Consider the following 12,314-nt stretch of genomic DNA (forward strand, 5'->3'; position numbering starts at 1 on the left):
CTTTGTAGAATAACAAAACGTCAATAATAATTGAAAGTAAGCTTTAAGTACACAAATATATAGGCATCGTTCCTCATATTTTAGTATGCATGTGGTTTACAAATTGTTGTATATGTCTATAATTAAGGAGTAAATTTAAGTTAATTGCGGGAGTAGTTCAGTTGGTAGAACATAACCTTGCCAAGGTTGAGGTCGAGGGTTCGAATCCCTTCTTCCGCTCTTTTTTTCAAGAATTGCCACATGAAAAAATTACTTCATCTATTCGGTCAATTTATGGTTAGGGTACAAACATTTTAGGTAGGTAAAAGTGTTCCATAGAAAGGCAAAAAATTACTTGGCATACCTTCTAGCTCCCGTTACCATAGTAACGGAGCTGTTCTATTATAACTTCCTAATCTGGGCAAGTTGGGATGGCAAAAAGATCTTGTGTATTTAGCGTATTAGTGTTTAATTTTTTGTAGTATTTGTACATTATGTCTTTATAAAGTTTCTAGGTTTTACCTATATAAGTTGAAACGTGCTTATTCAAGGTATTCAACGTCAAGTTTTTAAAATAAAGAGTTAGTAATACTAATTCTTGTTTTTAATTGATCAAATAAGTAGCATTGCAGAGTTGTTTAATTATAGGGTGGGAAAGAAAGGTAACAAATTTGCCAAAGCGCTCTCAAGCAAGGCAACTGCATTGTAGACTTTATTGCGCAAAACGTTCTGTTTTATATACAAACAAAGTCTCTCAATAGGGTTAAACTCGAGTGAATATGGTGGTAGGTATATAGTCTTGATGTTTTTAGGTACCTTTAAGTTTTTTGACTTATGCCGACGAGCATAATCCATGACAAAAAAGACTTCTCGTGTTTTAATGCTAATTCCCACTGCACAAGGAACGGTAGATGATAATAAAAAAAGCCATGCTGCAGTAAGTAAAGTAGTGAGGTTTAATGGCATTGAAATCAAAATTATTGGATGAAAAAGTTGGGAATCAGCAAAAGAGGTGCTGAAAAATGTGAGATAATGCATATATTGCAAAAAAACTGAATGCTGTAATTGCAGCAAAGACACATAGTATAGCAGCCATAGTAAAAATGTGTTGCATTTCAAGAACAGCGTTGATTATATGGATGAAGGACCTAAAACTTGAAAGAGAAGGAAAATTATTTTCTCCTCTTCAACGTTCGTAGAAAAACTAAATTGAATCAGAGTTAATTTGAATAAGTCGAAGTATGGATATAAGAAAACCCTAATATTACAGTTAAAGAAATGAGAATAATAATCTAGGGAAAATTTGGCTTGAATATCAGCAAGTCTACAGTACACCGTAATATGCAAAAAATGAAGTTTTTGTATATTGCCGCCAAGATCAATTCATAATGAACAAGATAAAGATAGACAGGAAAAGTTAAAAAAAACTAATGAGAATATTGGTAAGTATCCTAAACAAAAGTTATTTTTCTTTAATGAGTCGTGGTTTGGTGTACATTCGAAAGTTGACACGGGTGATTTGAAAAAGGCGTCGGAACACAGGTTAAAGTAAAATTAGGTAGGCAGAGTTTTTATCTCTACAGTGCAGTTAATCCTGGCAATGAAGAGCGTGCTAGCTTATTTGCACTGGAATTGTTAACACTGATTGTATGAGTATGTTTCTTAAACAGATGTCACAATATTTAAGAATATGGGAAGCCTTTCTTATTATGAATTGTGCTAGTGGCATAAGTCAGAAAATTTAAAGGTACCTAAAAGCGTCAGAATTATATACCTACCACCATACTTCCCGAACTCAATCCTATAAAGTCTATAATGCAGTTGCTTTGCTTGAGAGCGCTTTGTGCAAATGAGAATTGGTATTAGAAAACTCCAATGCAGGAAATAGGTATTAACCAGGGATTCTTTTTCCTTTTTTTCTATTTGGTAGATTTCTTTATGTTTATAATTAAAGCAGTTCATGAACTGATGCTGAGTAGTGCCTTATTTATTGTAAAATTTGCTATCAGTTGTTGATAGCTGGAATGTTTGTAAGTCAAGGGTTCGAATCCTTCCTCCCACTCTCTTTTCCAAGATAATACCGTAAAATTACTTTGCTTATCCGATTAGCCAAACTCTAATGACGATAGAGAGGACTTGAAGCTTTGTAGAGTATTGTTATTATCAAAATTAGGGAAGTCGTGTGGGTGGAGATTTAATATTTTTAGGTGTAGCGTCAGTAATAGAAGCATTTACAAATTAGGGGTGTTAAAGTTTCACAGCTTTATTGCCTTTGGTAATAGGTAGAATTATTGCCGCCGTTCCTGTAATGTTATTGAGTGCATATTATATATGTGATAGTGTAAGAAAAGGAAAATTTTCCAAAAGGATCTCTTCAAGTTTGTTTGTGTATGCTTTACAAGTGCTGTAATTGAAGTTGATCTTGCTGCGGCCGCAACTTCTATTTTTCCTGGTGCGGTGGTTGGAATAGGTTCTGCAACTTTAGCAGGTACCACAATAGGGGGAAATGGTGCCGATTGTAGTGATATTTACAGCATATAGTAGGTACCAATAGCTGAAAAAGTGGATAAATATACCACCTCTCTATAGTTGAATGTTCTTCTCTAACAGAGAAAGAGTACGAGCCAGTTTTAGCTCATCAAAGAAAAGTTTCTATTTTCTGTTGTGCTAATGTGCAATGTTGGAGTGATAGAAGGAGCAACTGTATTACTGGAAAGTTTGACATCAATTGCTGATAGTTGAAATAATAGTAGAGTAGGAATTACTCAGGAAAGCATGAATAAATATGACGTAGTAGTGGTAGGTGGTGGTCATGCAGGATGTGAAGCAGCAGCAGCAGCAGCTCGCCTCGGTGCAAGCACGTTACTTATAACCCATAAAATTTCAACTATAGGAGAAATGTCTTGCAATCCAGCTATTGGAGGAATTGCAAAGGGTATTGTAGTTAGAGAGATTGATGCCCTTGACGGAATAATGGGAAGAGCAATTGATCAAGCAAGCATACATTCAGTCATTTTAAATAGCAGTAAAGGCGCAGCGGTGTGGGGGCCACGGGCACAGGCAGATAGAAAACTATACAAGAAAGCGATGCAGGAAATTATTTTAAATCATGACAATTTAACAGTAAAAGAGGAGTCAGTTGATGATTTCCTTATCGAAAGTAATAGCAACGGAGAACCGTACATTAAAGCTATTATAACGAGCTCAGGAGAACAGATACTGACAAGCAAAGTTGTTTTAACTACGGGCACTTTTCTACAAGGTGTGATTCATATAGGAGAACAAACAACCCCTTCGGGGAGAATGGGAGATAAGTCTGCAGTGAAACTTGCAAATACGTTGAAGAAGTACGATTTTAAATTAGGCAGATTGCGTACCGGAACTCCACCGAGGCTTGATCGTGGTACTATAAACTGGTCAATATTAGAAGAGCAAGTAGGTGATAATCCACCCATGCCGTTTTCTTATCTCACAGAAAAAATTAATCAACCTCAAGTCTCATGTTTCATTACCTATACTAATGAGAACACACACAGAATAATCCAAGCGAGTCTTCACAGGTCAGCTTCTTCATATCTGAATGACGTTGTTGCACCAAGATACTGCCCATCAATTGAAGCTAAAGTGAAAAAATTCGCAAAAAAAAGTAGTCACCAAATATTTTTAGAACCAGAGGGGCTTGATGATGATACTGTCTACCCAAATGGAATTTCAAATTCATTGCCTATTGAAGTGCAATGTAAAATGATAAATAGTATCAAAGGGCTTGAAAACGCAGAAATATTAAGACCTGGATATGCGGTTGAGTATAATTACATTGATCCACGAGAGCTATTTCATACTCTAGAAACTAAGAAAGTTAAAGGTCTATATTTTGCTGGCCAAATTAATGGTACTACTGGATATGAGGAAGCAGCTGGGCAAGGCATTATCGCCGGAATCAACGCAGTACTCTCTGCATCTCAAAAAAAAGAAAGCTTTGTTCTCCATCGTGTAGATTCATATATCGGCGTAATGATAGATGATCTGGTCACCAAAGGAGTGACTGAGCCTTATAGATTATTTACCTCACGTGCGGAATATAGACTAGCAATCAGGTCTGATAATGCAGATAGGAGATTAACGCAAAAAGGTTATAACATTTCCCTTGTATCGCATAAAAGATACTCTGTTTTGCAAAACAAGCTTAAATCTATTAGGCAACTTGAAGAGAAATTAGAGAGTCTGAAAATTACTCCTGAGCAGCTCAGGTTTTATGGTGTTAAAATATCTTATGATGGAATAAGGAAAACGGCATTAGATCTACTTAGCTATCCAAATATTGATTGGAATAAATTACAAGAAATATGGCCAGAGTTAATTAATGTTACATGTTGGAATGGCAACAAGGCAGGTCAAACTGTCATCCAAGTGGCTGATGCTGGAATCCAGAAAAGAGATGTAGATTCCAGCGTCACGCGCTGGAATGACAAAACAGGGTACTGGAGTGACAGCAAAATAACAAGTAACACAATTAAAAATGAAATATGCGAAGCAATTGCAATTGAAGCGAAATACAAACCTTATTTAGCAAGACAAGAAGCAGATATGAAGTTTTTACAAGAGGAAATGAACACTCAAATTCCAACCGATTTCAACTATTTACAAGTTAAAGGCTTATCGAGCGAAGTAATAGAAAAACTACAGGTAATTAAACCAGCAACGATTGGTATTGCGAAGCAAATACAAGGTATCACTCCAGCGGCAATAGTTAGCATATTGGTGTATTTGAGAAATAGGAAAACGAAAGTAGCTACTGATTCTGTACGAGGTGTCCATGTCAAAAATTGAAGAGTTCCGTTCTTTTATGTGTGAAATAAACGTTGATGCGTTTATGTTGCATACCAAAGACGAATATTTAAATGAATATTCGGGCGAGTTAACTAAGTTGTGTGGTTTCACAGGAACAAATGGGCTACTTATCGTTACGAAAGACGACAAGTGCCCATTTTTTACGGATGGACGCTACATCATACAAGCTCGCAATCAGCTCGATCAGGGCAATTTTCAAGTATATAATATACAAGAAGAGGATCCACATAAATGGGTAAAAGCAAACTTAACATTGACTACCTCGCTAGGTTACTATTTGCAATATTTTACTGTAAAAGAGATAAGAAAATATAAAGATATTTGTAAATTGGTACCATATTCAATTCAAAAAGAAATTAGCCATAGAGAACAAACGGTAGTTTCGCACGCGGTTGAGCATTCCGGTGAAAGTAGTAAGAGTAAATGTGAAAAAGTAGTTAAAAGCATAAATAAAGAAGCTGAAGCAGTACTTTTGACTGACCCGAATTCAATTTCATGGTTATTAAATCTAAGAAATGAAAGTGCTAAATATACTCCATGTATATTGGGTCGTGCTATATTGTACAAGAATGGCAACATTGACTTGTTTATTCAAGATAAAAAACACTCGACCATAGAAGAAAATTTAGATAATCATGTAGACATCTTTGACATTAGCGAGCTCAAAAATTCATTGTGCAAGCTAAATTCGATAATTACAGATCCAAGTACAACTCCAATGAGTATTGTGGATATAATAAAAAATAAGCAGATAGTTGAAAAGGAAGATCCCTGCTTGCTTTACAAAGCAGTAAAAAACCAAACTGAAATAGCTGGAGCTGTAAATGCACACATCAGAGATGGAATAGCAGTTACAAATTTTATACATTGGATCAAAAATAATACCAGCACAGAACTTGAAGCAGAAGAAAAGATTTTAGAATATAGAAAAGAGCAGGATTTGTTTAAGCAACCAAGTTTTCCAACAATTTCCGCATTTAATGAAAATGGAGCAATAGTCCATTATCGTGCAAGCAGTGAGACAAACAGAATCATTCAGAAAGATGGACTATATTTGATTGATTCTGGTGGCCAATACCTTGATGGCACAACTGATGTAACAAGAACTGTAGTAATTGGCAATCCAACCAATGAACAAGTAACTTACTATACAATAGTATTGAAAGCTCACATTGCTATAGCTAGTGCAGTCTTTCCTTACGGCACTACTGGCGGAGAATTGGACACATTGGCACGCATTCACTTATGGAAATTTGGAATAGATTATATGCACAGCACAGGGCATGGAGTAGGGAGCTATTTATCAGTACACGAAGGGCCGCAAGCAATATCGAAAGGAAATAAAGTAAAACTCATACCAGGAATGATACTTTCCAATGAACCTGGTTACTACATTTCAGAAAAGTATGGAATAAGAATTGAAAATCTAATGTATGTTGACAAGCAAGAAAATTGCTTTCTACATTTTAAACAACTGACCTCCATTCCATATGATAGAGGGCTAATAGATGTGCAAATGCTCACTAAAGATGAAATTGAATGGATAAATAACTATCACCAGTTTGTCTATAAGAACTTAGAAGATAGTATCAAAAATAAGAAATGGTTAAAGAAAATATGTGACTCTTTATAAGCAAAAGAACAGCTTTTTTATTGTTTAATAAAATATTGATACAATTGTGGTGGGTATTTTGTATTGTTTTTAATTTAAAAATAATATATAATAGAAGATGTATATTTTTAAGTAGGTGTAATTATGATGGGTAAAGTACAAGAAGATGAATTTATGAAGCAGTATATAGATACTTGTAAAGAGCAAATAGAGAAATTAGCTAAGGATCCTGAATTACTTAATCAGACCTTGAAGCCATTTATGCAAATGTCTCAGCAACTTATGGCTGGTGGCATGTTAGATAATTCTATGCCCGAGATAGCATCTAATTTGGGTAGTATAAGTATTAACAAGATGATTGCTCAGATGAAGGAAATGATTGACTACATAAGAAGTAATTATAAGGAACTCATGAAAAAGGATGGCTCGCAGATTCAGGAGCTTGATGAGTCCAGTAAAAAACTGAGGGGCTTAGTCAAAAAATTGGTAGAAAAGATTGAAAGTAACAAGTAGTAGTGGGCTGAAGTTATTAATAGCGTAGCAGTATGGAACCCCAAGTTAAGCCTGCACCTATTGCAACTAGTAACCCTAAGCTTCCCAGTTTTATTTTTGATTTTTGTATTGCGTAGTCAAGTGCTAGTGGAATTGATGCTGCCGAGGTATTTGCATGTTGGTCAACTGTATTAATTGTTTTCTCCATAGGAAAATCTAGTTTCTTTACTACAGCTTCAATAATACGAATATTTGCTTGATGGGGAATTAACCAATCGATATCAGTAATCTTCAAATTATTGCATCTTAGTGTTTCTTCTATTGAGGATGTCAACTTATCCACTGCATGCTTAAACACTTCTCTACCATTCATGTATATTTTTCCAGAATCACCAGTTGAGGATATACCTCCGTCTGTGCATAATACGTCTACATTGCCATCAGAGTATAAGTTGGTTGATATGATACCTCTTGTAGATTTTTCTGTTATTTCATTACAATGCGCTGTAGATTTCATTATCACTGCACCAGCACCGTCACCAAACAGTACGCAAGTTGACCTATCTTTCCAATCAACAATTCTAGACATTATTTCGGCACCTATCACCAATGCATACTTAATTCTATCATTAGATTTTGTGAGCGAATCAGCAATTGTAACTGCATATATAAAACCAGAGCATGCTGCTTGCACATCAAAAGAAAATGCGTTTTTACATCTTAACTTATTTTGTGCAATTGTTGCACAGCTAGGCAAAGTTTTATCAGGCGTTGTTGTTGCAACTATGATTAACCCAATTTCATCCACTGAAATTTGAACTTTTTCTATAGCATTTTTTGCTGCATTAACAACTAGATCAGACGTTAACTCTGCTTCATCTGCTATGCACCTTTGAATTATTCCTGTTCTCTGTCTAATCCATTCATCACTTGTCTCAACCATTAATGCAATCTTGTCGTTGCCCAACTTTTTTTTTGGTAGGTAAGATCCAGTGCTTAATATAAAACTTTTATTCAATTTGATTTACCTCACTGATTATCTTTTGGTTTAAATTTTCACTGATGGAGTTTGCTGCAAATTTTATAGCATGGGCAAAAGAAACGGCATCAGAATTTCCATGGCTCTTAATGACAATGCCACTTAGCCCTAAAAACATGGCTCCGCTTCTGATTTTAGGATTAAAACGCGTTAATGCTTTATTCAGCTTGAATTTTAATAACATACCAACAAGCATCTTTGTTGCCCACGAATTGAATACTTCCTGTTTTATTAGATTGATAAAAGTGCTAGCAGTTGCCTCAGCTGTTTTAAGCATCACATTGCCAACAAAACCGTCAGCAACAATTACATCTACATTACCCTCTAAAAATTCACTTGCCTCTATATATCCTTTGAAATTAATGCCTGGAGTACTTTTTAGTAGCTCAAAAGCGCCACGTACTGAGTCATTGCCTTTAACTTCTTCTGTACCAATATTTAACAAAGCAACTTCAGGATTGTCAACTTTTAATGCTATTTTTGCAAACACGCTTCCCATCAACGCAAATTGAAATAATGAGTCAGCATTGCAATCAACATTAGCGCCAAGATCAAGCAATACAAAGTTTTTTGTCTTAGTTGGACAGGTGGATACTATAGCAGGACGATAAACGTTTGGTAATGTTCCTAAAATAAACCTAGAAATTGCCATTAATGCTCCAGTATTACCTGAAGATACCACCCCGGAAGCTTTGCCTTTTTTCACTGCTTCAATGGCAGCCTTCATACTTGAATCTTTACGATATTTCAGTGCAAAGGACGGCTTATCATTTGCGAGAACATTATCAGAGCAGTGAGTAAATTCAGAATTATCACTTACTTTTCTATATTTTGAAAGCAAAGGAGATATTTCTTTCTGATCTCCATAAATATGAAAAAAAACTTTTATGTCTGGATCAACAAGATTATCTAAAAAAAAACCTGCACCTTGAATCACTGAAAGAGGTGCGAAATCACCTCCCATAGCGTCAAGTGCAATGGTTATATTGTTAACCGTGGGTAGCATATCATGATAATTATTTTGCCTGTTGTTTGGTGAAAACTCGTCTTCCTTTGTAGCTACCATCAACTGCTATACTGTGAGGCAACATAAATTCTCCAGTTATTGTGCATACTACAATATTTTTAGGCTCAATAACATGATGAGAACGATGCATATTACGCTTTGACTTTGACTTTTTTCTTTTTGGAACTGCCAAAACTCCCTCCATTCTACTTGAAAAATTAAAATTTATTAGTAGCATGTTTTTTGCAAGAAGTAAACAGTGATAGTAAAATAAGTAAGGTTTGCTTATACAATTAAACTCCATAAGTTTTAAATTGAAGTATTTTGACCTGAGCATGTTGAACTTAGGACAAATCTTAGCTATACTCTGCGATTAAGTTAATAAAGATTATAACAAAATCGGTAAAACTAATTTTTAGCTAGGACAAATGCAAAGTGAGTTCGTTTATATAAAATGGTATTAGAATAATCGGTGGATGCTTCATCAATCTCTTATTAAGGCTTGGTAGTACATTCATGTTTTTGTTCGACCCTATATTGTTGCTTCATACCACCATATTATTTGAGTAATGTAGCAAGGCAAATCATAGAAATAGGCTTTTTCTCTCTGCCAATTATTGGACTCACAGGAATTTTATAGGGAGTAGTAGTTTTGCAAGGCAGTTTAAGTGGTTCGTTGATTAGTCCAGAACAAGATAATACCCAAACTTGTCACGGTCACTATTATTGAAGATTTAGGACCAGTTTTAGTTAGTTTAATAATGGTAAGAAAGGGTTGGGTCATCAATTGCTGCAGGAATTAATATGATGCGTATCATCGGACAAATAGATGCACTTGTAATTTTGGATATTAATCCTTTCAAATACTTAATTACACCAAGGATTTTAGCATCAGCTATAGTGTTTCCTATATTTACAACATGCATGGATCTAATAGGAGTATTCGAGGGATATATCGCTGCAGTTTTTTAAAATTTAACCATAACTTAAATATATATCAAGTACACAACTCAATTCTTTAATATGTATGTTTTTATCACCGGGGTAATAAAAGCAACTGCTTTTTGGTGCTATAATTTCCGTCTCAAGCTGCTGTTATGTTACCGTTGTCAAGAAGGAGCCCGAGGAGTTGTTATTGCTACAACATCAACTGTTGTTTTATTGTCTATGCTGATTATTCTAGCAGACTGTATGATTACTTTGATCCATGTATAGCCCCGTGGTATCAATATCAAATTTGCACCTATCTTTTAGTGATAGGACAATACTGAACGACATAAGTTTTGTCATACAGAAAGAGAATTACTAGTTATACTTGGGGCTCAGGAAGCAGCAAATCTGTAAACAAAAACGGTTATCGGCCTACTGGCATTGGATCTAGGATCTATTAAAATAAATAGCAAAAGTAAAAGCAAATTTAGGTTTTTTTCAAAATTCCGCTTTATTTGACTTGTTATAGTATGGGAAAATATGCCTCTTAATTATAGGAAACGTTTCAATATCCGCAAAAAGGAGGCAAAGCAATTAGCAGTTGAAAAGTTAAATTGTGTCCGGGCTAGAGGAAAACATATCAGATATGCTTCCGATAGAGTTATCAGGTGAAATGAAGAAAATGGTAGCACTTGCAAGAGCAGTTACATACAATCCAGAAATTATTATATTGGATATGACCCAACTTCAGGATTAGATCCTATCATGTCAAATATAGTAAAACTGCCTAAAGACCCTAGCCCTACAGTTATCACAATCACACACGATATTCATGGCGATTCAAAATGGCTGATGAAATGGCAGTATTATATGAAGGAGGCATTATTTCCTATGGAACAGTTTAAGAAATAAGAAATACTAAGAATCAATATATAAAAAAATTTATTTGCTATATAGGTACAAAATAATAAAATTCCCTGCCTTCTTTTTTATTTTTGAGGCATGTAATTCTCGTCATGTTTTGCAAATACCGTTTCTGCCAAAAAGGTATTGCCATCAAACATTTTACCTTGTACAACAACACCACTTTTTTCTGAGAACATTGGAGGGAGTATTCCCTGATATTTTACCATAACGCTTTTGTTAAGGTCTGTCATTTGGAAAATTATTTCACTCTTACTATGTATTACACTACCCTCAACAACCATTCCACCTATGCGGATTGGTTTTTGATTGTTTGATAAAGTTATTGCTTCGCTTACTGTGTAAAAAAATGAGATATTTTCTCTGAGCGTTGTTAAAATAAAGAAAACTGTACAATTTAAAAAGAAGAAAACTCCTAAAACTATAAGTAATCTCTTATGTTTCTTTTTCATTATTATTTTTAAGACTTTCTAAAACTTTTTTGCTTTTAATATAGCAAGAAGTAGTAAAAATCAATTCTCCAGCAATCAATACAAAACTAATAAGGTAAGCAAAAATTACATATATATTCATAATGTATTATCAACAAATAACTCGCCTGCATTAAAATAGATTAGGCTTCCATCTTTTTGCTGCAATACCAATCTACCACCTTTATCTATATCAATAAAAATTCCCTCATGCAATTTACTAGCAAACTTTACACTGATTTGCTCATTCATTTTAAATGCTCTTTTCAACCACATTTCTCTTATAGTACAAAACCCATTGAGTATCCATTGTCTTCTTAAATTATTAAAGCTTGTTATTAATTCCCTTAATAGATATGTATTTTGTAGTGTCATTCTAGCACATGACGCCGGGACTTGCGTCTGTATTTCAGTATCAGTTACTGAAGCGACAGATAATGGGAGAAGCTTGTTAATGCAAGTTGCTCCTGAAAGTGGTGCGTGATCAATGTTAACTCCAATTCCTATTACCAGCCAATTTGAGTTAGATTTTTTTTCAAGCAATATTCCACTTATTTTTTTTCCATTAACAAAGACATCATTTGGCCATTTATATTGAACGTTACTATCATTTATAAACGGCAGTAACGTGTTGCCGACAGCAAGAGCAGTAACAAAAGTCAATCCTGTTAGTTTGCTTAAGTTTTCTCTGTCATTCCAACACTGGATTTCAGCGTCACGTATTGGAATAATACCCAAGCGGGCTGCTACACCTAGCTCACTATCCCGGTACGTGATACTGGGACCTGGTGCTGGAATTTTCAAGAGATCTATGATGAAACTTGCATAGAAATTACCTTGGGGAGAAATCCAGTTCTTTCCAGTGCGCCCCTTACCCTCTGTTTGTTTATCAGCAATAATAACAGTTTCATTTGATATTCCTCTATCAATCAAATCCAACGCTTTTCCATTAGTGCTTGAAACTTCTTCGTAGTGATAAATATGAAAGCTCTCGAATATTTTAGGGGTCAT

12 protein-coding genes, 1 tRNA gene and 2 pseudogenes are annotated in these 12,314 nt (G+C 34.9%); 8 read left to right on the forward strand and 7 right to left on the reverse strand.

All coding sequences use genetic code 11. The annotated features are described in order from the left end of the window. Nucleotides 1-146 precede the first annotated feature (146 nt). A tRNA-Gly gene (locus GO684_RS00310) sits at nucleotides 147-219 on the forward strand. 402 nt (nucleotides 220-621) lie between these two features. On the opposite strand, the gene GO684_RS05675 is transcribed toward GO684_RS00310, so the two are convergent. Next, nucleotides 622-834, reverse strand: coding sequence for a transposase (locus GO684_RS05675; RefSeq protein WP_175938091.1), 213 nt, complete (start codon nucleotides 832-834; stop codon nucleotides 622-624). Between GO684_RS05675 and GO684_RS05460 the strand changes: the two genes are divergently transcribed. From GO684_RS05460 to GO684_RS00335, 5 genes are all read left to right on the forward strand, one after another. After that, nucleotides 833-967, forward strand: a complete 135-nt coding sequence (locus GO684_RS05460; protein WP_255419629.1) for a hypothetical protein — start codon at nucleotides 833-835, stop codon at nucleotides 965-967. The genes GO684_RS05675 and GO684_RS05460 overlap by 2 nt on opposite strands. Nucleotides 968-1,345: 378 nt before the next feature. After that, nucleotides 1,346-1,531, forward strand: a complete 186-nt coding sequence (locus GO684_RS00320) for a hypothetical protein (protein ID WP_175938092.1) — start codon at nucleotides 1,346-1,348, stop codon at nucleotides 1,529-1,531. A gap of 1,223 nt (nucleotides 1,532-2,754) precedes the next feature. Then, nucleotides 2,755-4,809 carry a tRNA uridine-5-carboxymethylaminomethyl(34) synthesis enzyme MnmG gene (mnmG, locus tag GO684_RS00325; protein ID WP_175938093.1) on the forward strand — a complete coding sequence of 685 codons (2,055 nt, stop codon included), beginning with the start codon at nucleotides 2,755-2,757 and terminating at the stop codon, nucleotides 4,807-4,809. Next, nucleotides 4,796-6,463, forward strand: coding sequence for an aminopeptidase P family protein (locus GO684_RS00330; protein WP_175938094.1), 1,668 nt, complete (start codon nucleotides 4,796-4,798; stop codon nucleotides 6,461-6,463). Before mnmG ends, GO684_RS00330 begins: the two co-directional genes overlap by 14 nt. A gap of 123 nt (nucleotides 6,464-6,586) precedes the next feature. Continuing rightward, on the forward strand, nucleotides 6,587-6,955 hold the full coding sequence (locus GO684_RS00335) for a hypothetical protein (RefSeq protein WP_175938095.1): 369 nt from the start codon (nucleotides 6,587-6,589) through the stop codon (nucleotides 6,953-6,955). A 16-nt stretch (nucleotides 6,956-6,971) separates the two neighbouring features. On the opposite strand, the gene GO684_RS00340 is transcribed toward GO684_RS00335, so the two are convergent. The 3 genes from GO684_RS00340 to rpmF are packed head-to-tail and all read right to left on the reverse strand — an operon-like array spanning nucleotide 6,972 to nucleotide 9,172. Then, on the reverse strand, nucleotides 6,972-7,952 hold the full coding sequence (locus GO684_RS00340) for a beta-ketoacyl-ACP synthase III (RefSeq protein WP_175938096.1): 981 nt from the start codon (nucleotides 7,950-7,952) through the stop codon (nucleotides 6,972-6,974). After that, on the reverse strand, nucleotides 7,945-8,979 hold the full coding sequence (plsX, locus tag GO684_RS00345) for a phosphate acyltransferase PlsX (protein ID WP_175938134.1): 1,035 nt from the start codon (nucleotides 8,977-8,979) through the stop codon (nucleotides 7,945-7,947). Before plsX ends, GO684_RS00340 begins: the two co-directional genes overlap by 8 nt. Nucleotides 8,980-8,989: 10 nt before the next feature. Beyond that, nucleotides 8,990-9,172, reverse strand: a complete 183-nt coding sequence (rpmF, locus tag GO684_RS00350; protein WP_175938135.1) for a 50S ribosomal protein L32 — start codon at nucleotides 9,170-9,172, stop codon at nucleotides 8,990-8,992. 614 nt (nucleotides 9,173-9,786) lie between these two features. On the opposite strand from rpmF, the pseudogene GO684_RS04980 reads away from it, so the two are divergent. Beyond that, nucleotides 9,787-10,194 (forward strand): annotated as a pseudogene (locus GO684_RS04980) (ABC transporter permease). Further along, nucleotides 10,187-10,814: pseudogene (locus tag GO684_RS05865) on the forward strand (ATP-binding cassette domain-containing protein). Before GO684_RS04980 ends, GO684_RS05865 begins: the two co-directional pseudogenes overlap by 8 nt. An 84-nt stretch (nucleotides 10,815-10,898) precedes the next feature. Here the strand turns inward: GO684_RS05865 and ccmE are convergent. From ccmE to GO684_RS00370, 3 genes are read right to left on the reverse strand one after another with little or no spacing between them, the layout of a single operon-like run. Beyond that, nucleotides 10,899-11,285, reverse strand: a complete 387-nt coding sequence (gene ccmE, locus GO684_RS00365) for a cytochrome c maturation protein CcmE (protein WP_175938097.1) — start codon at nucleotides 11,283-11,285, stop codon at nucleotides 10,899-10,901. Further along, nucleotides 11,269-11,406, reverse strand: a complete 138-nt coding sequence (locus tag GO684_RS06110; RefSeq protein ID WP_458695319.1) for a CcmD-like small membrane protein — start codon at nucleotides 11,404-11,406, stop codon at nucleotides 11,269-11,271. The genes ccmE and GO684_RS06110 overlap by 17 nt, the downstream gene beginning before the upstream one ends. Beyond that, nucleotides 11,403-12,314 (reverse strand): biotin--[acetyl-CoA-carboxylase] ligase, encoded by a 912-nt coding sequence (locus GO684_RS00370; protein WP_175938098.1) that lies wholly within the window; start codon nucleotides 12,312-12,314, stop codon nucleotides 11,403-11,405. Before GO684_RS00370 ends, GO684_RS06110 begins: the two co-directional genes overlap by 4 nt.

Origin of the sequence: Wolbachia endosymbiont of Litomosoides brasiliensis (assembly GCF_013366805.1) — a bacterium.
Lineage (GTDB): Bacteria > Pseudomonadota > Alphaproteobacteria > Rickettsiales > Anaplasmataceae > Wolbachia.

Bases quoted from the DNA above. Each gene is read 5' to 3' on its own strand.
- ccmE (WP_175938097.1), bottom strand. From the start codon at position 11,285: ATGAAAAAGAAACATAAGAGATTACTTATAGTTTTAGGAGTTTTCTTC.
- plsX (WP_175938134.1), bottom strand. From the start codon at position 8,979: ATGCTACCCACGGTTAACAATATAACCATTGCACTTGACGCTATGGGA.
- GO684_RS05675 (WP_175938091.1), bottom strand. From the start codon at position 834: ATGGATTATGCTCGTCGGCATAAGTCAAAAAACTTAAAGGTACCTAAA.
- GO684_RS00370 (WP_175938098.1), bottom strand. From the start codon at position 12,314: ATGACCCCTAAAATATTCGAGAGCTTTCATATTTATCACTACGAAGAA.
- GO684_RS00335 (WP_175938095.1), top strand. From the start codon at position 6,587: ATGATGGGTAAAGTACAAGAAGATGAATTTATGAAGCAGTATATAGAT.
- mnmG (WP_175938093.1), top strand. From the start codon at position 2,755: ATGAATAAATATGACGTAGTAGTGGTAGGTGGTGGTCATGCAGGATGT.
- GO684_RS05460 (WP_255419629.1), top strand. From the start codon at position 833: ATGACAAAAAAGACTTCTCGTGTTTTAATGCTAATTCCCACTGCACAA.
- GO684_RS00330 (WP_175938094.1), top strand. From the start codon at position 4,796: ATGTCAAAAATTGAAGAGTTCCGTTCTTTTATGTGTGAAATAAACGTT.
- GO684_RS06110 (WP_458695319.1), bottom strand. From the start codon at position 11,406: ATGAATATATATGTAATTTTTGCTTACCTTATTAGTTTTGTATTGATT.